Raw genomic sequence first — 22094 nt, 5'->3', positions numbered from 1 at the left:
CATCACGCCGCACCGGGCGGCACCACGGCGTCGGGCCGCGCAGCGGACCGACCGGACAGCGAAGGATGACACGTGTTCGAGACACTGAAGGAAATGCTGGTCAGCAAGCTCAAGGTCGCTCCGGAGCAGGTCACCCCGGAGGCGACGCGCGAGGACGTCGAACTCGACTCGCTCGCCATCGTGGAGCTCTCGCTGCTGCTGGAGAAGGAGCTGGGGCTGCAGATCAGTGACGACGAACTGCTGGAGGCGGCGACGATCCGTGACATGGCGGACCTGATGACCGAGCGGAGCGCCTCGGCATGACCTCCGGTGCCGATGTCGCGGTCACCGGCCTGGGCCTGGTCACACCGGCCGGGTGCGACGCCGGCCGGACCTGGGCCGGTGTCCTCGGCGGGCGGCCCACCGCGGCCCTGGATCCCGAACTGGAGGGAAACGCGGTCCGGTTGTCCTGCCGGGTGTCCGGCTTCGACGCCGACGCGCTGCTGGGGGCACGCCGGGCCCTGCGGCTCGATCCCTTCGTACGGTTCACCCTGGTGGCCGCCCACGAGGCGGTGGCGGACGCGGGTCTCGACCCGGCCGGCTGGGACGGGGCGCGGGTGGGTGTGGTGCTGGGGTGCGCCGACGGCGGCCCCGGCACCGTCGAGGCCCAGCACCGGACGATGCTCGACGAGGGGGCGCACCGGGTCTCCCCCCTACTGCTGCCGATGCAGCTGCCCAACATGCTGGCGGGTCAGACCGCCATCGAGTTCGGTGTCACCGGTCCCAATCTGGTGGTGGCGACGGCCTGCGCGTCGGGGGCCACGGCCATCGGGGTGGCCCGGGACCTGTTGCTCCTCAACCGTTGCGACGTCGTGCTCGCCGGAGGCGGCGAGGCCATGATCACGCCTCTGGTGATGGCCGGCTTCGCCCGGATGGGGGCGCTGTCGCACCGGGAGGGCGATCCGGCCACCGCTTCCCGTCCGTTCGACGCGGAGCGGGACGGTTTCGTCGCGGCGGAGGGCGCCTCGGTGCTGGTGCTGGAGCGAGCCTCGGACGCGCGGGCCCGCTCGGCCCGGATCCGGGCCCGGGTGGTCGGTTACGGCGCCAGCGCGGACGCGCACCACATGACGAGCCCGCACCCCGCGGGCACGGGATGCGAAGCGGCGGTGCGGGCGGCGCTGGCCGACGCCGGAGCGGGTACGGGGGACGTCGGCCACGTCAACGCCCACGGCACCTCCACACCGCTCAACGATCTCGCCGAGGGCCGGATGATCGGCCGGCTGTTCACCGACGGACCGGTGGTGACCTCCACCAAGGGGGTCACCGGCCACATGCTCGGCGCCGCCGGGGCCGTCGAGGCCGCGCTGACGGTACTGACCCTGGAGAAGAACGTGGTGCCGCCCACCGCCAATCTCTCGGCACTCGATCCGGAGCTGGACATCGAGGTCGCGACCGCCCCGACCGCGTGTCCGGACGGCCTGGCGCTGAGCAACTCCTTCGGGTTCGGGGGCCAGAACGCCGTCCTGGCCCTGGCCCGGGCCTGACAACGGCCCGGGCCGGGCCCCCGGCACTCCCCCGGCCCGTCCTGCGGGCTCCGTGTCCGCAGGACGGGCCCCGCTCCCCCTCCTCCTCGCTCCGCTGTGCCGCCGGTGTGGCGGTACCCCACGGTCCTCTCCGTGCGGGGTACCGCCGCACCGGCGGCACAGCGGTGCTCCGGGAGCCGCCGGTGGCCCGGAGTGGGCCCGCCGCGTCCCACCGGTGGACGGGACACGGTACGACCGTGGGCGTCCGGCGGGACGGGGTCACAAGGTGGCGCCCGGTACGAGGCCTCCGACGTCCAGGGCCGGGTCCTGGTTGAGGATGCCCTGCAGGAGCCTGCGGAGTTTGACCGAGGGCTCCAGACCGAGTTCGTTCACGAGCCGCAGGCGGGCGTTGTTGTAGGCCTCCACGGCCTCCGCCTGCCGACCGGCCCGGTAGAGGGCCAGCATGAGCATCTCGGTCAGCCGCTCGCGCCAGGGGTGGATGGCGCTCATCCGTTTCAGCTCGCTGATCGTGTGGCCCAGGTCGGCGAGCTGCATGCCCAGCCAGAGAGTGTCCTCGACGACGGCCAGATGCTCCTCCGCCAGTGCCAGGGCCGTGCTCTGGCACATGGGCCCCTGGGCAACCCCCTGGAGCGGTTCGCCGCGCCACAGGGACAGCGCCTCGCCGAACATCCGGTAGGCCCGTTCGGGCTCCCTTCGCATGTGTTCCCGGGCACGGGAGGCGAGGTCCCGGAAGATCTCGGTGTCGATCTCGTCGGCTCGCAGATCGAGCGCGTATCCCGATGGGCGGGTCAGCAGTTCCGGGGCGGTTCGGGTGGGTCCGGCCAGCTTCTGGAGGGTCCGGCGCAATCGGTAGACGTGGGCCTGGAGCGAGTTCTCGACGGTGAGCGGCGGATTCTCGCCCCACAGCTCGCGGTAGAGCTGCTTGGCGGCCAGCGGTTGGCCAGGGTTGATCAGCAAGGACGTCAGCAGAGTCTGCTGCAGGCTGCCGGTCATCGTGTGGGTTCCTTCTCCCGCGTCCACCTGTAGCGGCCCCAGGACACGAAAGAACAGGCCGGCCCCGCGGGCGTCGCGTCGTTCGGGATGCACCGCGGACATTGCAGCGCTTCCTTTATTCGAATTATCGAGGCGGCAAAAATGGTGCATTTTTCTTTCCTCCGATCACGCCACACGGATAACTCCTCCATTGACTCCGCAGAACTCGGTGCCCACAAGAGGAAGAATGCCATCCACGACGCTAACCAGACAGCACAGCTCCGGCCTGGACCTGATACGGATGCCGAGTCCGCACGAACATTCCGGAAAAAACCGGAATAATACACACCCCAATCAGGCCAACTTGACCAAAACCTTCACGACGGCGATTGGCCGATTCGGGCACCCCGCCGACCGCTGGACGGTAAACACCCTCCCAATTACCTCTCAGGTAATTGACGACGGACAATTCGCTAGATCATCAACCCCCGATCACTCAAAGGACCATTCAGGACAGGACTTCCTCCATCAGCCCATCCGTCCACGCGACGCGAATCGAAGGATTGCGTCCGCATTCCTCGCGCCCGGAAACCCGACTTCCCTGTGGTTATGTAAGCGATTCGTGTCCGATTCGGGTAATGATTATTTTTACTTCGCACCCCGTACTTCGCGCCGCCCGAGGACCCCCGGGAGCACGGGCGACCCTGCCCGGGCACGCCGCCTGCCCTGGTTTCCGCGAAACCGCCGCTGACCTCGCCCGGAAGGGAACCGGCGCGCGCGGCCGGCCCGTTCCGAACCCCGTCCGACATACCGACCCGGCCTGGCGGATCCGCGCCCATGCCCGTATGGGTCCTCACCCGTGCCCGTTCTCTGTCCGAGGTCTGAGGGGTTCCCATGTCTTCCGTCAAGCGGGCCGGGGGCTCCTGGGTCCGTGGAAGTTCAGTCGCGGAGCGTGGCGGACGGGACGCTGATGCGCTGGAGGACGAGCTCCTCCAGCTCGTCTGCCGACAGGCACCCGAACTCCTGGAGGTGCCTGGCGTCGGTGCGATCACCGCAGTTCAGATCCTGGTCGGCCGGTCACATCCGGGCCGGTTCCGTTCCGAGGCCGCCTTCGCCTCCTTCGCCGGCGTCGCACCGGTCCCGGCTTCGTCGGGCCTGACCGACAAGCACCGGCTCGACCGTGGCGGCGACCGCCGGCCGAACCGAGCGATGCACACGATCACCCTGATCAGGATGCGGCTCGCTCCCGCCACGAAGACGTACTCGCCCGCCGTATCGGCGAGGGCAGGAGCCCTCGCGGTGCGCAGCGACGCCCCGAGCACAGCATCTGCCGCCAGATCTTCAAGATCCTCGGACAAAGGAGCCGTCCGGACGGAGAAGGGCTTCCTCGATCAGCTTGACACGACGTAGCAGCAGCCTCGGGGGCGGCCGCCGTGGTCGGCCGTACCGGGCGCGGGCGGCGCGACAAGCCGAGGAGGGCCGCCGGGACGGGACACCGCACAGGGCGGGGGGGGGGGGGGGGGGGGGGGGGGCGGCCGCGCCCCGGGGGGGGCCGCCGCCCCCCCCCCCGCCGCCCGCCGCCGGGCGGCGGGGGGGGGGGGGGGCGGGGGGGGGGGGGGCGCCCCCCCCCGGGGGGGGGCGGGGGGCGGCCCCCCCCCGGGGGGGGGGGCGCCGGGGGGGGGGCCCCCCCCCGCCCTGTGCGGTGTCACACCGTCGGAACCAGGCGCCGCAGATGGCGGCCGAGACTGTGCTGGACGGCGACCGCGTGGTCGAAGAGGTAGAAGTGCCCACCCGGGAAGAGGGTGGAGCCGAGGAAGGGTGAACCGCGCCGCGCCCAGGTGTCCATGCCCCCGGCCGGGAGCAGCGGGTCGTCCGTTCCGCCGTACGCGGCGACGGGGCAGGGAGCGGGCGCCAGGTCGTCCTGGAAGCCGCCCGCCGCGAGGAGGTCCCCGCGCAGGGCCGGCAGGACGGTCGCCAGCACGGCCGGGTCGAGGGTCGCCCCGCGCGGCATCATCCCCAGCTCCGCCACCCGGTCCAGCAACTCCTCGTCCGACATGTCGGCCACGCTCTCCCGGGGCGGCCCCATCCCGGGCCCGGGAGCCCAGCCGGATGCCCCGAGGAGGGTCGGAGCGGGACCTCCGTCGGCCACCAGGGCGACCGCCAGCCGGTAGGCGAGCAGCGCGCCGAAGCTGTGTCCGAAGAGCAGGTACGGTCTGCCGTCGAGCTCCCCCTCGAAGGGGTCCTGGAGCACCTCCACGATCGAGTCCAGGTCGTCCATGGCCTCTTCGCGCAGGCGTTCCTGACGCCCCGGCAGCTGGACGAAGCGGGCCTCGAACTCGGGGGGCAGGGTGGCCGACCAGGAGCGGTACTGCGCCGCCGAACCGCCCGCGTGCGGGAACACGAAGACCGTGTACGGCGTGTCGTGGCCGGCCTCCGAGCCGGTGAACCAACGGGCCCGGGACGGGCCCCCGGTGGCGCTCACGCTCCCTCCGGTACGGCTTGCCGGACGGCGGGCAGCAGTACCTCGGCGATCTCCTTCAACTGGGTCTCCGGGCGCAGCGAGCCGATCCGGATCACGATGTGACGGGCGCCCTGGCGCACATAGCCCGCGAGCCACTCCGCGCAGCTCTCGCTCGACCCCCAGGCGTATGCCTGGATGGTGGACATCTGCTCCAGCGAGCGGCCGTAGTAGTGCTCGATGTAGTCCTCCAGACCGGCTCGGGCCCGCCGCTCGTCCGGGTCCACGCTGATGGTCGCGTACAGGCCGGGGGTGACCGCGCCCTCGGGCCGGCCGGCCGCCCGGCGCAGTTCCTCGATGCGCCGCCAGGCCACTCCGTACGCCTCGGCCGAGGGCAGGAACGGCATCCAGCCGTCGTAGAGCCGGGCGACCCGGTCCAGTACCCGGGGGGTGTCGCTGCCCGCGAGCCACAGGGGCGGGCCGTCGGGACGGGGCGGGCTGACGAGCCGGTCCAGGCCGGTGGCCTGCCAGTAGCGACCCTCGAACGCCTCCGGGGCGCCGGGGCGGTCGCTCGCCCAACAGGTGCGCCACAAGGCGGCGATCTCGTCGAGCCGCCCCGCCCGGCCGGCGAACGAGGCGCCCACCGCGGCGAACTCGTCCTCGGTCTCCGGGACGGGGAACCCCGATCCGAGACCGAGCACGAGTCGAGCGCCGCTGACGTGGTCGAGGCTGCTGACCATGTTGGCGCCGATCAGCGGGTGGCGCAGCGCGGGTGTCAGCGCGGCCGTCCCCAGGGTGATGCCGCGGGTCGCCGCGGCGACGGCGGACAGCACCACCAGGGGGTCCAGCCGCGGGCGGGCGGTGAGCGAGTCCCCCGTCCACAGGGAGTCGAAGCCGAGATCCTCGGCCCGCCGGGCGAAGTCCAGGAGCGGCGAGGCACTGTAGTCGCCGAGTATCGCCTGCTCTCGGGTGGGCAGCAGGACCCCTGTACGGACCGGCTGACGGACGACGCCCATCGCGCACCTCTTCCTTCTTCGATCAAAAGAACGGTTGTCACGATCCAACCAGCCCCGCCTGACGGGCTACTGACAGTCAGCTGGAGGTCAGTCAGCTGCAGTAGAGTCGGCCCTTCCCCGGCCGGGAGACATCCGTACAACCGCGAGGAGCCCGCAGTGACCCAGCCCGCCGCGCCTCTGGACGACCTGCTCGACCTGATGCCGTACGCGAGGACCACCGGAGTGCGGCTGACGGAGGCAAGCGCCTCGCTGGTCCGCGGCAGCCTGTCGTGGGCGCCCGAACTGTGCACGGCCATGGGTGTGCTCCACGGCGGTGCGGTGATGACGCTGGCGGACAGCGTGGGGGCGGTGTGCGCGTACCTGAACCTGCCGGCCGGCGCGACGACCTCCACGGTGGAGTCGAAGACGAACTTCTTCCGGGGAGTGCGCTCGGGCGCCCTCGAGGCGGTGGCACGGCCGCTGCACACGGGTGCGTCGTTCATCGTCGTCCAGACGGACCTCATCGACGACACAGGCCGTGCGGTCGGCCTGACCATTCAGTCGCAGGCCGTGCGGTCGGCCTGACCGGCGGGAGGGCAGGGCCCCGCCCCATGTACGGGCGGCCATGGCGCGAGACGCGTCGGGCGTCAGCTGACGACGTGCTCCAGCCAGTCCGCCATCACGTCGCCGTCGCCGGTCGTCCGGACACCGGGTGCGGAGAGCGGCACACGTCGCTTCAGCAGGGGCAGCAGGAGTTCGCCCGGGGCCTCCACGGTGACGTCGGGCCGTCCGGAGCCGGGCTCCAGCAGGACGGGGCCGGAGGGGGCGAGGTGGATCAGCCACTCTCCGGGCCCCCGGTGGAGCCGACGGCTCTCACCAGGATCCGTTCGCCGGATTTCCGCAGCCGTGCGAACCGCGGGTCGAAGAAGGGGGTGGAGGACGGGTGCGCCACGACTTCGAGTGTGAAGCCGGCCAACTGTTCGGCCACGTCGCGGTCGAGCTCGGGAGTGACGCCGAGCATCGCCTCGGCGTCCAGGCGGTGGACCCCCGCCTCCAGCGCGCCCCAGGCGGCCCAGAACCGGGACCGCGGTTCGCCGACACAGGTCCACACCGGACGGTCCGGACCGCCGGCCAGGAGCGCGTCGACCAGGGCGTCCGCCGACTCGGCGAGCGGGTCGCCGGTGTGTTCCCCGGCGATGCGCTCGCCTAGCGGTGTCTTGCGGTGGGCTCGGGTCAGGCCGTCGACGTACACCGGCCACGGAGCCTCGGAGTCCATGGCGTCGTCGGGAATGTCCCGCAGGAACTCGTGCGGGGGTTTGAACTCGGCCGTCCCGCTGTTCAGCAGGCCCGCCACCCAGGTGAAGGCCGCGTGCACGTGTGCGGCGAGGTGCGCGGCGTCCCAGCCCGGGCAGTGCGGAACCGGAGTTTCCGGGTCGACCCGGCCCAGCGCGGTGAACAGGTGCGCGCACTGCCGGCGGATGTCGTCGCACAGGCGGGTGTGGTCGATCCAGTACATGGGGTCTCCTCGGGGCTCCGGGCGTCCGGCCCGGGCGGGACGCCGCAGACCGCGCGGCCCCGGTGCGGGGTCGCGCGGTCTGCGGTGCCGTGCGGTGTGCGGTGCCGTGCGGTGTGCGGTGCCGTGCGGCGCGCGGTCTCCGGCCGGCCCGGGCCACGGCCCGCGAGGGCCGCCGGTTCCGCGCGGTCACCCGGCCCGTCGGAGTGCCGTGGGCCCGGTCACGGGAGCGGAGCGGCCTCGGTGGGCAACAGCGTCTCGATGTATGCGCTCAGCAGATCGACCCGGGGTTGCTCGAAGGCGACGGACGTGGGCAGGGTGACCCGGAACGTCGCCTCCAGGGTGTTGCGGATGTCGACCGCGTTGAGGGAGTCCATTCCCAGGACGGCCAGTTCGGCGTCCGGTTCGAGGTCGTCGGCGTCGCCGAAGCGCAGCACGTCGGCGATCGTGCTCCGCACGATCGTGTTGATCGCGGCGGTCCGGGCCGGGCCGGGTGTCTTCGGCAGGGCGCCGGGGTCGCCGGATCCGCCGGTCGTGGCCCGGTCGGTGACCAGTTCGTCGAAGAGCGCGTTCGCGGGCCTGTGCGAGACGAAGCGGTCCCAGTCGCAGCGGCCCACCAGGACATGGGTCCGTCCCGCGTCCAGCAGACCGGGGAACAGGCCCGTCGCCTCCGTCGCGTCGAGGGGCACGATGCCCTGTGCCGCCCAGTTCCTGACCGGCGCGGTGCCCGGATCGCGTGGGGCCCAGGGGCCCCAGTCGACGGCGAGCGCGGGCAGGTCCGCGCAGGCGCGCAGGGCCGCCAAGTGGGAGAGGAAGGCATCGCCCGCGCTGGGACCGGCAGCGAGCGCCGAGCCGATCGTCGCGCCGGCGGTGGAGCAGAGCAGGAAGAAGTCCGGACGGTGCGACCGGGCCGTCGCCTCGTGCAGCAGATAGGCCCCGTAGACCTTGGTCGTGAAGACCGTGTCCAGGTGGTGCCAGGTGTGTTCCGTCGCCGGCAGGTGGGCGCTCTCCGCCGCCGCGTGTACGACGCCTCCCACCGTCCGCCCGGTGTCGGCCAGTTCCGTGAAGATCCGGTCGACGTCCGGGGCCGAGCCGATGTCGCACCGGCGGACCGTCACGGTGACGCCGTCGCCCAGCTCGGGCGCCTCCCCCCCGGTGCGGCTCAGCAGCAGCAGATCGCGGGCCCCGAGCGCGACGAGCCGCCGCGCGAGATGCAGTCCGACGGTGCCGAGTCCGCCCGCCACCACGTAGGTGCGGTCGGGCCGGATCCCGATCGGGTGGTCCTGATCCGGCGCGGGCCCGGCCGGGCGCAGCCGACGTACCCAGCGCCGTCCGTCCCGGTGGGCCACCTCGAACTCGGTGTCCTGTGTCGACGACCACTCGTCGATCAGCGGACGCGCCGACTCCGCACCGGACTGCAGGTCCATCAGTTTCACCCGGTACGCGGGACGCTCGGCGGCCAGGCCACGGGCGAACCCCCACAGGGTGGCCGCCGCCGACACCGCGGGCGGTCCGTCCGTCCCCGGGTCGCCGGGCAGTATGTGCGCGCCCTCGGTGACCAGCCACAGGCGTCGTCCGTCCCCGAACCGCTCGCGTTCCAGGACGTCCAGCAGGGCCAGCAGTTCGCTGTAGTTGAGCGCGCACTCGGCCCGCAGCCGCTCCACGCCCGTGGTGTCCTCCGGGGCGGGGCGCCAGAACCAGACCACGTCGCGGGGCGGGCCGTCGCGCAGTGCCACCGCGAGTTCGTCGAGGTCCGCCGGACAGCTCGCTTCGACACCCGCCCGCAGGGCGTGGTCCATGACACGGGAACGCAGTTCCCCGGGGGCCCCGAGCAGCAGGACGCCGCACTTGCCGTCCGGTTCACCGACCGCCCGGGCGACCCAGTGCTGTTCGTGGAGGAGCGGCAGCACGGCGTCGGCCCCGGGGCTGGAGTTCCGCTCGGCCGCCCACGCGGCCTCGGCCTGCCGGCGCTGCGGGGTGGGCAGCCAGTACGGCTTGCGGTCGAACGGGTAGGTGGGCAACTGGACCCGGGTGCGGGGCGCGTCCCGGTGATAGCTGGTCCACGCGACCGGCACCCCGGCCCGGTATGCCCCGGCCAGCGAGCGCCGGATCATGTCGCCGGTGCTGTCGTCGCGGAAGGTGCTGCTCAGCCAGACGTGCTCCTGGTCGGTCGCGGTGGTCCTGGCCAGTGAGGTGAGGGCGGTGGAGGGGCCCATCTCGACGAAGACGTGGCGTCCGCGCCGTTCCACCGCCTGGACGCACGCCTCGAACTGCACCGGCTCCAGCAGGTGGCGTATCCAGTAGTCGGGGGTGCCCATCTCGCCGGTCCTGGCCACCCGGCCCGTCAGGTTGGAGACGACGGCCATGGTGGGCGTGCGGAACTCCACTGTCGCGAGTTCGGCGCGGAACTCGTCGGTGATCTCGCTCATGAGGTCGCAGTGGTAGGGGGCCGCGCCCCGCAGCGGTGTCACTTTCACGCCCTGCTCCGCCAGGCGTTGCCCGGCGTCGGCCAGCGACGCGGTACCGCCGGTGAGCAGACACTGGGCCGGGCCGTTGACGGCTCCGACGGCGAGGTCCGGGTAGCGTTCCAGGAGCGGTTCGACGTCGGCGGCGCGGGCCCCCACCGCCGCCATGCCGCCCTTGCCCTGGAGGCGGCCGCTCAGCCGTCCGCGGGCGGCGACCAGCCGTGCCGCGTCCTCCAGGGAGAACAGTCCGGCGGTCGCGGCGGCGGCGTACTCGCCCAGGCTGTGTCCCACGAGCACCGATGGGCGGACGCCCCAGGACAGCCACAGCCGTGCCATGGCGTACTCCAGGCTGAACAGGGCCGGCTGCAGATGACGCGCCTCGTGGACACGTCCCGGCGCATCGTCCTCACCGCGTATCAGCGCGCCGGGGGGCAGGCCGGTCAGCGGGGTGAAGACCCGGTCGCAGGCGTCGATCGCGTCCCGGAAGACGGAGTACTGGCGGTAGAGAGCCCCGCCCATCCCCGCATACTGCGTTCCGGTCCCGGAGAACAGGTAGGCGACCTTCGGGGTCGCGGACCGCCCGCCCGGCTCGGCGCTCCCAAGGTCCGCGAGGCGCTTGCGGAGGGTTCGCGCGAGGTCGTCGCGATCGTGGACCACGTCGGCGACACGGTGGCGGAAGTGCGCCCGGCCGGTGTTGGAGGTCCGGCACAGGTCGGCGACGGGGACGTCGGGGTGCCGTTCCAGGTGCTCCAGGTGCCGTTCGACGAGCCGGCGCAGCGAAGTGCGGCTCTTGGCGGAGAGCGTGATGACGTCGCTGGACGGCGCCTCGGTGACGGTCCGCGCCGCGACGGTGTCCGCGTCGGCGACGGTGTCCGCGTCGGCGGTGGTGGCCTCCGGTGCGCGGTCCCGGGGCGGTCCCTCCAGGACGACCGAGGCGATGGTGCCGGTCACGCCGAAGCTGTTGACCAGGGCCCGTCCCGCCCCGTCGCCCGGCCACGGTCCTGCTTCGGTGGGGACCGCGAAGGGGGCGTCGTCCCAAGCGATGAAGGGGGACGGGGCGGTGAGGTTGAGGTGGGGGTAGACCGTCCGTTCGCGGAGCTGGAGGATCGTCTTGATGAGCCCGCCGACGCCCGCGGCGCCCTCCATGTGGCCGATGTTGGTCTTCAGGGACCCGACGAGCACCGGGTCGCTCCCGCTGTGCGAGGCCCCGAAGACTCCGGTGATCGCGTCCGTCTCGGTGGGATCGCCCAGCGCGGTGCCCGTGCCGTGCGCCTCGACGTACTGGATGTCTCCCGGCGTCAGCCGGCTCCTGGTCAGCGCGGCCCGCATGACCTCTTCCTGCGCGGCGCCGTTCGGGGCCGTCAGGCCGGCGCTCTCGCCGTCCTGCCGGACGGCGGATCCGCGGATCACGGCGTGCACCGTGTCGCCGTCCCGCCGGGCGTCGCCGAGCTTCTTGAGGACGAGCACCCCGCAGCCCTCGGCGCGGGCGTATCCGTCCGCGGCCTCGTCGAACGTCTTGCACTGTCCGTCGGACGACAGCATCCCGCCGAGGGCCAGGACGGCCTGGCTGCGGGCGTTGTGTATCACGTTCACCCCGCCGACCAGCGCGATGCCGCACTCCCCCGCGCGTAGCGCCTGCACAGCCAGGTGGGCGGCGACCAGGGAGGACGAACACGTGGTGTCGATCGACATGCTGGGTCCGCGCAGCCCGAGGACGTACGACAGCCGCCCCGACACACCACTGTGGGTGAGTCCGGGCGCGAGGTACGGGGTGAGGTCGGCGGCGGCGAGGTCGGTCGCCTCGAAGACGTAGTCGAGCGAGGTGACCCCCATGAAGACCCCGCTGTCGCTGTGCCGCAGGGCGAGCGGGTCGATGCCCGCGTGCTCCAGTGCCTCCCAGGCCGTCTCGAGGGCCAACCGCTGCTGAGGAGCGACGTACGGCGCCTCCTTCGGCGACACGGAGAAGAAGGCGGCGTCGAACTGGTCGACGCCCTCGACGAATCCGCCGCACGGGGGGCCGTCCAGCAGGCCTGCGCCCGAATCGGCGTCGTGGGTCATCTCCCTGCGTTCACCCGCGGGCAACGGCCCGATGCCCGAGCGGCCCTCCCGGAGGAAGTCGGCGAAGGCGTCGACGTCGTCGTTCCCGCCCGGACAGCGCAGCCCCATCCCCACCACCGCGATGGGCTCGTACTTCTCGCGCAGCAGGCCGGCGAGCTGCTCGTCCTTGCTCCGCAGTTCGCTCAGCGCGGCGGCCAGCTCCTCCTGGGCCCCCTCCGACGTCTGTGCCATGGTTCTCCTCCAGCCGGGATCGGGCGGTCGCCTCAGTCCGTCAGATGGTCGATCAGCTGCTCGGGGGTCGGCCGGCGGAAGAGCACGGTCGTCTGGATCTCGCACGCGAGCTTCTGCTCCAGCGTCGCCTTCACCTCGCTCATCTTCAGCGAGGTGAGTCCCAGATCGAAGAATCCGGACTCCAGCGGCAATTCATCCTCGTCCGCCATGAAAAGTACGGACTTGAGTTCCCTGACCACCAGGTCCTCGATTATCTCCCGACGCTCATGTGCAGGCATGAGCACCAATTCACTCATAACAGGAACCGGCCGAGACACTTTTCCTCCGACCTTCGGATGAACACCATGCGCCTCATACAAACAATGACCCCTGATATGCCGATGACACATCACTGACAAGCACACGCCCGCACCCGGTCCCGAACTCAGCCCGTTTACCGGCGCGGTCGACGCGATGTACTTTCTTTCCGTACCACCGACGCATTCGATCTTGAGGAGCACCCACGATGCAGCGCATTCCCTGCCTAGGCCCCGAGGCACTTCCCGAACCCCTGCGCTCTCTCGACGAGGGACGCATCATCAATCTGTTCAAGGTCCTCGCTCACGCACCGAACGCGGTGGAGCCGATCGCCCGGGTCGCCGCGGCGCTCCTGGCCGCGGGGGGCCTCGGCCCGGTCGACCGGGAACTGGTCATCCTGACCTGCGCGATGCGCTACGAGTCCGAGTACGAGTGGGCCCAGCACGTCCCGCTGTCCCGGGCCGCCGGCGTCACCGATGAGCAGCGGGCCGCGCTGCGCCGCGGCGACCACGACGCGGCCGCCTTCAGCCCCGCCCAGCGAGGGCTCCTCCGGTTCGCCGCTGCGGCTGCGGACAGTCCGCAGGTCAGCGACGCGGTCTATGCGGGCGCGAGCCTCCACTACGACGATGAGCAACTGGTGGAGACCCTGATCCTGGTCGGGTTCTACTTCCTGGTGGCGCGGGTGTGCACCGTGGTGGACGTGGAGATCGACGCGCCCGAGGGCGAGGACGTCCTGCGCATGGCGAGGCTCATGCGGGCGGGCTGAGGCCGCGCGGCCGCCCACCCGTCCCGGCGCACGAAAGTGCCCGCTCCCCGGAACTCGGTCCCGGGAGGCGGGCACGTGGCCCCGTCAAGGGCGGAGAGGGCAGGATTCGAACCTGCGCAGGCCGTAAAGCCCCGCCTGAAGACCAGCTCCAGGCTCCCGATAAGCCACTCCGGGCACCTCTCCATGTTTCCGGTTTCCGTATCCGTCCGCCGGTCACAAGAACAACGATGACGGAAGCAACTGACAGATCCCTGACATGCTCCTGACGTCCTTCGGGACTTCTTTTCCGGTCTTCCGCCGGACGATCCTCCGGTGTTTTACTCGCAGAACCATGGCGATTCCGGAGGGAGAACAAAAATGACTACCGCCACCACGGACGATCTGCTTCTGAGAGCCGTCCGTTCACATACCGGAAGCGAGAATCCAAGCGCCTTCCTTGCGCTCAACAGCGGAAACAGTACATTCACCGCGCCCGGCCTGGACGGCGTGATCGTCTATCGCCGCACCGGCCGTCACGCGGTCCAGTTCGGCGGCCCGTTCGCGGCCGACGAGGCATACGACCCCCTGCTCGCCTCCTTTCGCCGGCAGATGGAGGAGGAGGGTCTGAGTCTCGTCGGTGTCCAGCTCCAGCGCGCCGACGCCGAGCGGTACGCCCGGCACGGATTCACCGTCAATCAGATCGGCGCGTCCTGGGCCGTGGCCCTGGAGGACTTCAGTCTGCGCGGCACCCGTTTCATGCAGCTGCGCAACAAGATCTCGCGGGCGCACCGCAACGGCCTGGTGATCAAGGAGGTCGTTGCCGCGGACCGGCCGGACCAACTCGCGACGATCGACAAGGCGTGGCTGGGCGGCAAGGACGGAGCCGGCCAACTGGAGTTCCTGGTCGGTGAGATCGGTGGCGCGGTGCAACCGCTGCGCAGGCTGTTCACCGGCACCATCGACGGTGCCCCGGTCGCGTACATCTCGTACTCGCCCGTCTACGGCGAACGGGCGGGCTGGATGCACGATCTGAGCCGGCGGATCCCGGGAGGCTCGCCCGGGCTGATGGAAGCCGTCAACGCACATGCGATCGAGGTGTTCCGCTCCGAGGGGGTGCGGTGGCTGCACTTCGGTTTCACTCCCTTCACCGGTCTGGACCCCCGTCACGAACTCGACTCCCACAGCCCGGCGTTCCAGTGGCTGATGCACGCCCTGTGGGCGGAGGGGGCGGCTCTCTACCCGGCGCAGACGCAGCTCGCGTACAAGCAGAAGTGGGCGCCGGACACGGTGATCCCGGAGTACGTCGCCTTCGACGGCCCGCGCGCCTCGCTCTCCTCCTTCGCTCACATCTTCCGTGCGTGCAAAGCTTTCTGACGCCGCTTCACCGAACGTGACCGCCCGTACGATCCCCCCGGACGAGGAGCCGAGAGCAGTGAGTGACAGCGACGGGAACACCACGACCGAGACCCTCCAGCACGCCATGGTCGAGAAGCTGATGGCCATCATCGGGGCCCCCGACGACGAGGACGTGGCGAAGTCCGCCGACCTGGTCGTCCAGGCACTCGACACCCGCCTGAGCGAGACCCTGCCCGCCGTCCCCTGAGCATCCGCCTCACGGGGACGTGAGGGAGGGCGGGGCCCGGATGTCCTCCCGGGCCCCGCCCTCCCTCACGTCCTCCGGCGACCGGCACCGCACGCTTCCCCGCCGACCGGCCGTCCCGCGTCGCCTCTCCCAGTGACCGGCCTACCGCGTCGCCTCCTCCGGGGTGATCTCGCGGAACCCGGTGTAGGGGACGAGGGCCTCGGGGATGCGCACCGAGCCGTCCTCCCGCACTCCCTGCTCCAGCAGGGCGGCGACGGTACGGCCGATCGGCAGCGCCGAGCCGTTGAGTGTGGCGACCGGGTTCTTGCGACCGCCCTTCCCGTTGTGGCGGATGTCGGCGCGGCGCCCTTGGAAGGTGCCGCAGTCGGAGACCGAGGAGACCTCGCGGAAGGTGCCGCTGCCCGGCAGCCACACCTCGATGTCGTACGTCATCCGGGCCGAGAAGCCGAGGTCTCCCGCAGGCAACAGCATCACCCGGTAGGAGAGTTCGAGGCGACGCAGGCACTCCTCCGCGTGACCGACCATGAGGTCCAGTTGTTCCTGCGCGTCATCGAGGGCACAGATCCGCACCAGTTCGACCTTCTCGAACTGGTGCAGCCGCAGAATCCCCCGTGTGTCCTGCCCGTACGCGCCCGCCTCCGCGCGGAAGCACGGGGTGCAAGCGGTGAAGGCGTACGGCAGGTCTCGGGTGTCCAGGATCCGGCCGGCCAGCAGATTGGTGAGCGGCACCTCCGCGGTGGGTATCAAGAACATCTCCCGGTCACCGACCCGGGTGCGGAACAGGTCCTGCTCGAACTTGGGGAGTTGCCCCGTCCCCGTCATCGTGTCACGGCTGACGAGATAGGGCACGGAGTACTCGGTGTAGCCGTGCTCCGACGTGTGCATGTCGAGGAAGAAGTCGGCCAGGGCCCGTTCCAGCCGGGCGCCGGCACCGCGGCCGACGCTGAAGCGAGCACCGGACAGGCCTGCCGCAGCCTGCGCGTCCAGGATGTTCAGGGACTCGCCGATGTCGGTGTGGTGGCGGGCGCCGGTCTCGCGCGGCGGTGGCCCACCCCGGCGCACCTCCACCGCCTCTTTCTCGCTGCTGCCCGAAGGAACCGCGTCCAGAGGAATATTGGGAATGCCGAGCAGCATCTCGTGGAGCTCGGCCGCCACCGTCCGAGCGGCGGCCTCCGCCTGCTGGACATCGGCCCGCAGGGCCCGGGCGGTCTCCTTCTCCGCCTCCGAGGGCGGCCCCGTGCGCCCGCGGGCACGCGAGATGGCGTTCAGTTCGGTCCTCAGCCGGGTCACTTCGGCCTGGGTCTCGGCGCGGGCACGCGTCGCCTTCTCCAGTACCGCCGGATCAAGGACGTACCGGCGGCGGGCCAACCGCTCCACGGCCGCCGGCCCTTGAGCGAGCAGCTCGTTGGGGTCATGCACGAGATCTCCTGGGATGAGCGCGAAGTAGCGGGCACGCCGTTGGCGTACGGGCGTGGGGCATGGTGGGCACGGGGGTACGCGCGACGCCCGGGCGCACCCGGGCGTACGCGGCCGCACGGGCCGGTGACAGGCGACTGGGCCGGGCCGGGGCCACCGCGCCGGACAGGGGCCGGGAACGGCGCCCCCGGCCCGGGCCGCTTCAGAGCAAGGGCTCCACCCGCGCCGGCTTCAGGTGACCGGCGTACAGATCACCCGCGTAGCTGAGCAGCGGAGGTCCGTCGGCGGTCCTGGCACGGACGACGTAGCCGAGCAGCAACTCGCCCTCTCCGACCGCCACTTTGGAGTGGAAACGGCAGCTGTAATGGGCGATTCCCCCCGCAAGCAGCGGGGCGTTCGCGTACGAGTCCGGCTGCCATCGCAGTCCGTCGAACTGCTCGCTGCCCCCGGGGCGGCCGCTGTCGGCGAACCAGCGTGCCACGTCGGCCTGTTCGGCGCCGAGCACGGTGATCGCGTAGCGGCCCTCGCGGGCGGTGAGCCGCGCGAAGGACGATCCGGTCCGCAGCACCACCCCCACCAGCAGGGGATGGCGGGACACCAGGGTCACCGTGCTCGCCGTGGTGCCGTGCATCCTCTCCTCGGTGGCGACCGTCAGCACCGACACCGGGGACGCCAGGTGGTACATGCCCCGCCGGCGTTCCGCGGGGTCCTGACGCACCGGCCCGCGGGCGTCGCGTACGGCGGCTGCGGTGCTCATCGCACGTCCCTCCGCCACTGATCGGCGCGGTGCTGTGCGAGGCCGTGCGGTGTCCCGGTGGGGGTTTCGTGGTCCATAAATCAATCAGCTCCCGGGGATTCAATGAGATGGAGCGGTACGGCGCCCCCGTCGGGGCGCCCGAAACTGCGCGGCCGGCCTGGACGACACCCCGTGCCTGCCGCTGCCCGGCCCCGCCGCGTTCAGGAGGGGGAGGCGGCCGGCGGAGACCCGTTCGGCGGTCCGGGTCCGGCAGTCGTGCGAGTGGAGGTCAGGAGGCGGCCCGTGCCGTCGCACCAGGCATCCCGCTGCGCAACTCCGTGGGGGAAGTCGTGGTGCATCCGTCCGAGGAGCCCGTCGTGAACTCCTCGGGGGGAACCAGTCGAATCCGTGATCATCTGTGCAGAGGGCGAGACCCTCGTCGAGTCGAACCGATCGTGGCAGCCGGAACTGACTCTCCCCTGACACCCGCCTGACCGGCCACGGCTCCATGAAACGTCAGCCGACCGTCAGCAGGCACTGCTTTCATCACCGGTGGATCCACCCGCGCGAGTGCGCCGCACCGCCGACCGCTCACCGAACCCGCAGGCCCCTCTCACCTCAGATCCCGGCGCCGCCGAGGCGTCCCCGGGAAAGGCCTCTTGGTCTCCCCCATTGGCGTGCCGCCGTCTGCGGCCCCCACAGACGAAGGACAGGACCCATTCCAAAGACAGAAACGGGAAGCTGGACACTCCACCACACCTCCCGCGAGCACGCCGGCATCCGTCCGCACCATCCGGCGATCGTCTGCGACGGCCGGAGCACCGACTACGCCACGCTGCACTGTGAAAGCAACCGGGCGGCGCGGGCGCTGCGCGCCGCCGGGGTGCGGCGAGGAGACCGAGTCGCCTATCTCGGTCAGGAGTCCGAGTACTACTACCTGGTGATCCTCGCCTGTGTGAAGATCGGGGCAGTCCTGGTACCGGTCAACTGGCGGCTCACCCCGCCCGAGATCAACCACATCCTCCGGGACTCCGAGGTGGCCCTCCTCTTCGTCGGCGCCGGATTCCGGGAGACCGCCGACGAGGCCCTCGGCCGGCTGACGGGACTTCGCGCGATCGTAAGCGTGGACAGGGACGGCACCGCCACGCCGGAGCGGGGCGCCGGGCTCCGCTCCTGGGCCGCCGGACACCCCGACGCCGACCTGGACCCGGGGACCGGGCCCGACGACCCCGCCGTGCAGATCTACACGAGCGGCACCACCGGGCTGCCCAAGGGAACGGTGCTCGCACACCGCAGCTTCTTCACCCTGCCGCACGCGATGCGTGAGCACGGGGTCGACTGGATCGACTGGCTGCCCGAGGATGTCGCGCTCGTCTCGCTGCCCGGCTTCGGCATCGCCGGCATCGGGTGGTTCATGCACACCTTCAACGCCGGCGGCACCAACGTGGTCATGCCGCAGTTCGACCCGCAGGAGGCGGTCCGGCTGATCCGTGTCCACCGGGTCACCACCACCTTCGCTGCACCGGCCATGCTCCAGGCCATGCTGGGCGAACGGAGCGCGACCCCCGAGGCGTTCACCTCCCTGCGCAAGATCGCGTACGGTGCCGCCCCGATGTCCGAAGCGCTGCTGAAGCAGTGCATGGAGATGTTCACCTGCGAGTTCGCCCAGATCTACGCCAGCACCGAGACCGGCAGTGTCGCCGTGTGCCTGCCTCCGGAGGACCACCACCGCGGTGATGCCGCGCTGCTGCGCTCGGTGGGCAGACCGTGCCCGGGCAACGAGGTGAAGGTGATCGGCCCGGACGGCGCCGAACTGCCGCCCGGAGGTATCGGTGAGGTCTGCGTCCGCACACCCTCGCGGATGCTCGGCTACTGGAACCTGCCGGAGGCCACCGACCGGACCCTGATCGGCGAGTGGCTGCACATGGGCGACGCCGGCTACTTCGACGACGACGGCTATCTCCATCTGTGCGACCGGATGAACGACACGATCATCGTCGCCGGGCAGAACATCTATCCGGCCGAGGTCGAGAAGGCGCTCGCCGCCCATCCGACCGTCCAGGACTCCGCCGTCGTGGGACTGCCCCACCCGCGCTGGGGCGAGGCCGTGCACGCCTGCGTCGTCCTGCGTCCCGGCTCGACCGCCTCTCCGCGCGAACTCCTATTGTCCCTGCGCGGCCGACTGGCCGACTACAAGACTCCTGCCGCGTACCACTTCGTGGACGCGCTGCCCCGCAATCCCTCGGGCAAGATACTGCGCCGGTCGGTGCGCGAGGAACTCACAGCACGGATCGACGCCACCACCCCGGAGGACACCCGCTGACCCTGCGATCACCCGCGAAGTCGAGAACGGTACTCGCCCGGGGCGATGCCTCGGGCACGCCGGGAGGCACGGCTGAAGGTGTGCGGCGAGCCGTATCCGACCGCACCGGCTGTCCACTCGCCCGGCTCATCCGTATCGCGGAGCCGGACGGACGCCAGGTCCATGCGCCACTGTGGTGTCACGTACGCGGCCGACGTCTGCCCGAAGGCGGAGCGGAAGTGTCTGGACAGCGTCGCCCGGGAGACGCTCGTCGCGGCGGCCCGGGTCTGTGTGGTCCAGGGGTGTTCCGGTCGCGCATGGACGCATGCCAGGGCGTCGCGCATGAACCGTTCCGGTTCGAATGGAGACCCAGTTCCATGTACGGATCAGAGCCGTGGCACGTCCTTCCTCCTCCCCCCTGAGATGCGCAAGCGCGTGGTGCGCATGGTCGCCGAGGTCCGTGACGACTACCCGACCGAGTCCGCCGCGATCAACGCGGTCATGGCGAAGCCGGGAACCGGCTCGCGCCGGCCAGCATGTTTCGCACGTCCCGGTCATGCGTCACTCCGGCACCCACCTCAGACATCAGTTCGAACGTCAGCCGATCCGATCTGCCAACCTCGTATCACGAATTCCGTGAACACCAGACTTCCCACAGCGCCCCCACCTTGATCGAAGGCGAAAACCTCCGCCACGGCGAAGGTGAGCCCTTTCCCACCTGGCCGTCCGAGCCCGGATCCATCGCTCGGCGATCGGGGCACCCGAAAGGTCGTTGAGCCACTCGGTACGCCATTGGGGACGATGAATACTCCCCGGCAATCCTCCGGCACTCGTGGAGATTCACCGGAGCACGCGCCCCCACGTCATCGGCGCTTCAGCCGAAGCACGCATCAAGCGCTTCACGGACAAGGGTCACAGGGGTGCGGATCGGCGCGAATCGCTCGGCGCCGCTCATCGGCGCGGTGGTGCGCCGGCTCGGACGAGGGCTCGTGCCAGGTCGGTGCTTTCCGAAAGGGTGTCGAGCGGGAGCGGCTGCGTGGCGAGAGTGCCCTCGTGCAGCACGAGGAGCCGGGTGGCGAGGGTGGCGGGCTTCGAGCAGCCCGCCGCGGTGGCGAGTTCCTCGAACAGGTTCCGCAGCCAGAGCTTCTGGTTCGCGGCGATGCGGTACGCGGGGTGCGAGGGGTCCGGGAGTTCGGCCAGCGCGTTGATGAACGCGCATCCGCGGAGGTTGGTCTCGCTCCAGGTCCGCAGCGCGCGGAAGGGCGCGGTGACGGCCTCGACGGGGTCGTCGCAGGCATCGACGGCGGCCCGGACGAGTGACTGCCAGCGCCGGTCGCGTTCCGCGAGGTAGATCGCCACGAGGTGGTCCTTCGAACCGAACCGGTTGTACAGGGTCCGCTTGGTCACGCCCGAGTGCTCAGCGATCAGATCCACGCCGACCGCCGTGATCCCGCGGTTGTAGAACAGCTCCTCGGCAGCCGCCACGATGCGGCGGCCCGCCGGTGTCATGGGCTGCGCTTCCTGCATCGGACGCCTCTTTACCGATCGGTGTACCGTGGCCAAAAGTTTACAGATCGGTATACCCATGAGGAGGTCTGAGTGATGGGTGTGTCCGAGACCATGCGCGCGGTGCGGATCGCAGAGCACGGAGGGCCGGAGGTCCTTGAGCTGACGGAGGTGGCCGTGCCCGCCCCGCAGGCAGGAGAGGTGCTGGTCCGGGTCAGCGCCGTAGCGCTGAACAACACCGACCTGTGGACCCGGGAGGGTGCCTACGGCCGTCCGGGAGACCCGGAGGCGCTGTCGGGATGGCGGGGCCCGATCGACTTCCCGCGCATCCAGGGCGCCGACGTGGCCGGCCGGGTCGTGGCAGTCGGCGCCGATGTGGACGAGAACCTCGTCGGTCGCCGAGTGGTCGTCGACCCGGCGATCTACGACAGCGAAGGGCCGGACGCGAACCCGGTGGGCCTGATGGGGAGCGAACGCGACGGCGGTTACGCCGAGTACGTGACCGCGTCGGCGGAGCGTGTGCATGACGTGACGGAATCCCCCCTCACGGACGATCAGCTCGCGACGTTGCCGACCGCCTACGGCACGGCTCTGGGCATGATCGAGCGGGGCCGGCTGCGGGAGGGGGAGACCGTCCTGGTCTCGGGAGCGTCCGGCGGTGTCGGCATCGCGCTGGTGCAGATCGCCCGTGCGCGCGGCGCGAGGGTAATCGCCATCAGTAGCGGATCCAAGATCGGTTCAGTGCGCGAGGCGGGCGCCCACGAAGTCGTCGACCGCGCACGAGACGTCGCCGAGCAGATCCGCGCTGTCGCCCCGGGGGGCGTCGACGTCGCACTCGACGTCGTCGCCGGGGACCTGGTGGGTGAGGGGTTGCCACTGCTGCGCGAAGGTGGCCGGTGGGTCGTCGCCGGTGCACTCGGCGGGTACGACGTGACCTTTGACGTGCGCCGGCTCTATCTGCACAACGCGCAGGTGATCGGCTCCTCGATGCACACGCCCACGCACTTCGACCTCCTGATGGGTTTGGCTCGCCGGGCCGAGATCCAGCCCGTCGTCGCCGCGACGTTCCCCCTGGACCAGGCCGCTCGGGCGCAGGAGGAGCTCGCCCGCAGGGATCACGTGGGAAAGATCGTCATGCGCCCCCAGGTCGTGGGCCGCGCGACTGACTGAGCCTGCCGTCCCGGCCCTGACGGCCCAGCGCGCGGCCTCGCCGCTCGCCGTGCTTGCCGGTCACTGCGTCGCTGTCGTGATCACCGGCGCGGGTCCCGGCCGGC

General features: G+C 71.1%; 20 protein-coding genes and 1 tRNA gene. 9 read left to right on the top strand and 12 right to left on the bottom strand.

Features of this window, described 5'->3' with window-relative positions:
• The first annotated feature begins 72 nt into the window (after window positions 1-72).
• Both ACIF80_RS06110 and ACIF80_RS06105 read left to right on the top strand, forming a co-directional pair.
• Window positions 73-303, top strand: coding sequence for an acyl carrier protein (locus tag ACIF80_RS06110; protein WP_055605733.1), 231 nt, complete (start codon window positions 73-75; stop codon window positions 301-303).
• Window positions 300-1523 carry a beta-ketoacyl-[acyl-carrier-protein] synthase family protein gene (locus tag ACIF80_RS06105; protein WP_399799965.1) on the top strand — a complete coding sequence of 408 codons (1224 nt, stop codon included), beginning with the start codon at window positions 300-302 and terminating at the stop codon, window positions 1521-1523. Before ACIF80_RS06110 ends, ACIF80_RS06105 begins: the two co-directional genes overlap by 4 nt.
• A gap of 258 nt (window positions 1524-1781) precedes the next feature.
• Here ACIF80_RS06105 and ACIF80_RS06100 read toward each other — a convergent pair whose 3' ends face one another.
• Window positions 1782-2516 (bottom strand): BTAD domain-containing putative transcriptional regulator, encoded by a 735-nt coding sequence (locus tag ACIF80_RS06100; RefSeq protein WP_399799962.1) that lies wholly within the window; start codon window positions 2514-2516, stop codon window positions 1782-1784.
• A gap of 873 nt (window positions 2517-3389) precedes the next feature.
• Between ACIF80_RS06100 and ACIF80_RS06095 the strand changes: the two genes are divergently transcribed.
• Window positions 3390-3905, top strand: a complete 516-nt coding sequence (locus ACIF80_RS06095) for a transposase (protein ID WP_399799959.1) — start codon at window positions 3390-3392, stop codon at window positions 3903-3905.
• Between the two features lie 295 nt (window positions 3906-4200).
• Here ACIF80_RS06095 and ACIF80_RS06090 read toward each other — a convergent pair whose 3' ends face one another.
• Together ACIF80_RS06090 and ACIF80_RS06085 are read right to left on the bottom strand one after the other, a co-directional pair.
• Window positions 4201-4977 (bottom strand): thioesterase II family protein, encoded by a 777-nt coding sequence (locus ACIF80_RS06090; RefSeq protein WP_399799956.1) that lies wholly within the window; start codon window positions 4975-4977, stop codon window positions 4201-4203.
• A complete protein-coding gene (locus ACIF80_RS06085) occupies window positions 4974-5969 on the bottom strand; it encodes an LLM class flavin-dependent oxidoreductase (RefSeq protein WP_399799954.1) in 996 nt (331 codons plus the stop codon). The genes ACIF80_RS06090 and ACIF80_RS06085 overlap by 4 nt, the downstream gene beginning before the upstream one ends.
• Before the next feature lie 198 nt (window positions 5970-6167).
• Between ACIF80_RS06085 and ACIF80_RS06080 the strand changes: the two genes are divergently transcribed.
• Complete coding sequence (locus ACIF80_RS06080) at window positions 6168-6533, top strand: PaaI family thioesterase (RefSeq protein WP_399801191.1); 366 nt, start codon at window positions 6168-6170, stop codon at window positions 6531-6533.
• Between the two features lie 62 nt (window positions 6534-6595).
• Here the strand turns inward: ACIF80_RS06080 and ACIF80_RS06075 are convergent, their stop codons facing one another.
• From ACIF80_RS06075 to ACIF80_RS06060, 4 genes are all read right to left on the bottom strand, one after another.
• Complete coding sequence (locus tag ACIF80_RS06075; protein WP_399799952.1) at window positions 6596-6721, bottom strand: hypothetical protein; 126 nt, start codon at window positions 6719-6721, stop codon at window positions 6596-6598.
• A gap of 62 nt (window positions 6722-6783) precedes the next feature.
• Entirely contained in the window at window positions 6784-7464 is a 681-nt protein-coding gene (locus tag ACIF80_RS06070; protein ID WP_399799950.1) for a maleylpyruvate isomerase N-terminal domain-containing protein, read from the bottom strand.
• Between the two features lie 218 nt (window positions 7465-7682).
• Window positions 7683-12215: a type I polyketide synthase gene (locus tag ACIF80_RS06065; protein WP_399799947.1), complete on the bottom strand. Its 4533-nt coding sequence runs from the start codon at window positions 12213-12215 to the stop codon at window positions 7683-7685.
• A 32-nt stretch (window positions 12216-12247) separates the two neighbouring features.
• On the bottom strand, window positions 12248-12493 hold the full coding sequence (locus ACIF80_RS06060; protein ID WP_399799944.1) for an acyl carrier protein: 246 nt from the start codon (window positions 12491-12493) through the stop codon (window positions 12248-12250).
• Between the two features lie 227 nt (window positions 12494-12720).
• Here ACIF80_RS06060 and ACIF80_RS06055 point away from each other — a divergent pair, with 227 nt between their 5' ends.
• Window positions 12721-13278: a carboxymuconolactone decarboxylase family protein gene (locus ACIF80_RS06055; RefSeq protein WP_399799941.1), complete on the top strand. Its 558-nt coding sequence runs from the start codon at window positions 12721-12723 to the stop codon at window positions 13276-13278.
• A 91-nt stretch (window positions 13279-13369) separates the two neighbouring features.
• Here the strand turns inward: ACIF80_RS06055 and ACIF80_RS06050 are convergent.
• Window positions 13370-13461: transfer RNA gene (locus tag ACIF80_RS06050), tRNA-OTHER, on the bottom strand.
• 174 nt (window positions 13462-13635) lie between these two features.
• On the opposite strand from ACIF80_RS06050, the gene ACIF80_RS06045 reads away from it, so the two are divergent.
• Together ACIF80_RS06045 and ACIF80_RS06040 are read left to right on the top strand one after the other, a co-directional pair.
• The gene (locus ACIF80_RS06045; protein WP_399799938.1) at window positions 13636-14631 is read left to right on the top strand and encodes a DUF2156 domain-containing protein; all 996 of its coding nucleotides are present in this window, start codon (window positions 13636-13638) and stop codon (window positions 14629-14631) included.
• Window positions 14632-14689: 58 nt separating this feature from the next.
• Window positions 14690-14860, top strand: a complete 171-nt coding sequence (locus ACIF80_RS06040; RefSeq protein WP_399799936.1) for a hypothetical protein — start codon at window positions 14690-14692, stop codon at window positions 14858-14860.
• Window positions 14861-15001: 141 nt separating this feature from the next.
• On the opposite strand, the gene serS is transcribed toward ACIF80_RS06040, so the two are convergent.
• On the bottom strand, window positions 15002-16279 hold the full coding sequence (gene serS / locus ACIF80_RS06035) for a serine--tRNA ligase (protein WP_399799933.1): 1278 nt from the start codon (window positions 16277-16279) through the stop codon (window positions 15002-15004).
• A 199-nt stretch (window positions 16280-16478) separates the two neighbouring features.
• Window positions 16479-17033 carry a flavin reductase family protein gene (locus tag ACIF80_RS06030; RefSeq protein ID WP_399799929.1) on the bottom strand — a complete coding sequence of 185 codons (555 nt, stop codon included), beginning with the start codon at window positions 17031-17033 and terminating at the stop codon, window positions 16479-16481.
• Between the two features lie 697 nt (window positions 17034-17730).
• Between ACIF80_RS06030 and ACIF80_RS06025 the strand changes: the two genes are divergently transcribed.
• On the top strand, window positions 17731-19335 hold the full coding sequence (locus ACIF80_RS06025) for a long-chain-fatty-acid--CoA ligase (RefSeq protein WP_399801189.1): 1605 nt from the start codon (window positions 17731-17733) through the stop codon (window positions 19333-19335).
• 8 nt (window positions 19336-19343) lie between these two features.
• Here the strand turns inward: ACIF80_RS06025 and ACIF80_RS06020 are convergent, their stop codons facing one another.
• Both ACIF80_RS06020 and ACIF80_RS06015 read right to left on the bottom strand, forming a co-directional pair.
• Complete coding sequence (locus ACIF80_RS06020; protein ID WP_399799927.1) at window positions 19344-19658, bottom strand: helix-turn-helix domain-containing protein; 315 nt, start codon at window positions 19656-19658, stop codon at window positions 19344-19346.
• Between the two features lie 607 nt (window positions 19659-20265).
• Entirely contained in the window at window positions 20266-20841 is a 576-nt protein-coding gene (locus ACIF80_RS06015) for a TetR/AcrR family transcriptional regulator (protein WP_399799924.1), read from the bottom strand.
• Window positions 20842-20916: 75 nt separating this feature from the next.
• Here ACIF80_RS06015 and ACIF80_RS06010 point away from each other — a divergent pair, with 75 nt between their 5' ends.
• Window positions 20917-21990 carry a zinc-binding dehydrogenase gene (locus ACIF80_RS06010; RefSeq protein WP_399799921.1) on the top strand — a complete coding sequence of 358 codons (1074 nt, stop codon included), beginning with the start codon at window positions 20917-20919 and terminating at the stop codon, window positions 21988-21990.
• Window positions 21991-22094: the final 104 nt, after the last annotated feature.

The organism is Streptomyces sp. NPDC085927, assembly GCF_044540975.1.
Taxonomy (GTDB): Bacteria; Actinomycetota; Actinomycetes; order Streptomycetales; family Streptomycetaceae; genus Streptomyces; species Streptomyces hirsutus.
The sequence above is the reverse complement of the archived record's forward strand: the minus strand, read 5'-3'. Positions and strand labels throughout refer to the sequence as shown.

Coding starts and splice junctions, on each gene's coding strand:
- ACIF80_RS06105 (WP_399799965.1), top strand. CDS start 300: ATGACCTCCGGTGCCGATGTCGCGGTCACCGGCCTGGGCCTGGTCACA.
- ACIF80_RS06100 (WP_399799962.1), bottom strand. CDS start 2,516: ATGACCGGCAGCCTGCAGCAGACTCTGCTGACGTCCTTGCTGATCAAC.
- ACIF80_RS06095 (WP_399799959.1), top strand. CDS start 3,390: ATGTCTTCCGTCAAGCGGGCCGGGGGCTCCTGGGTCCGTGGAAGTTCA.
- ACIF80_RS06085 (WP_399799954.1), bottom strand. CDS start 5,969: ATGGGCGTCGTCCGTCAGCCGGTCCGTACAGGGGTCCTGCTGCCCACC.
- ACIF80_RS06080 (WP_399801191.1), top strand. CDS start 6,168: ATGCCGTACGCGAGGACCACCGGAGTGCGGCTGACGGAGGCAAGCGCC.
- ACIF80_RS06070 (WP_399799950.1), bottom strand. CDS start 7,464: ATGTACTGGATCGACCACACCCGCCTGTGCGACGACATCCGCCGGCAG.
- ACIF80_RS06065 (WP_399799947.1), bottom strand. CDS start 12,215: ATGGCACAGACGTCGGAGGGGGCCCAGGAGGAGCTGGCCGCCGCGCTG.
- ACIF80_RS06060 (WP_399799944.1), bottom strand. CDS start 12,493: ATGCCTGCACATGAGCGTCGGGAGATAATCGAGGACCTGGTGGTCAGG.
- ACIF80_RS06055 (WP_399799941.1), top strand. CDS start 12,721: ATGCAGCGCATTCCCTGCCTAGGCCCCGAGGCACTTCCCGAACCCCTG.
- ACIF80_RS06045 (WP_399799938.1), top strand. CDS start 13,636: ATGACTACCGCCACCACGGACGATCTGCTTCTGAGAGCCGTCCGTTCA.
- ACIF80_RS06030 (WP_399799929.1), bottom strand. CDS start 17,033: ATGAGCACCGCAGCCGCCGTACGCGACGCCCGCGGGCCGGTGCGTCAG.
- ACIF80_RS06020 (WP_399799927.1), bottom strand. CDS start 19,658: ATGCGCGACGCCCTGGCATGCGTCCATGCGCGACCGGAACACCCCTGG.
- ACIF80_RS06015 (WP_399799924.1), bottom strand. CDS start 20,841: ATGCAGGAAGCGCAGCCCATGACACCGGCGGGCCGCCGCATCGTGGCG.
- ACIF80_RS06010 (WP_399799921.1), top strand. CDS start 20,917: ATGGGTGTGTCCGAGACCATGCGCGCGGTGCGGATCGCAGAGCACGGA.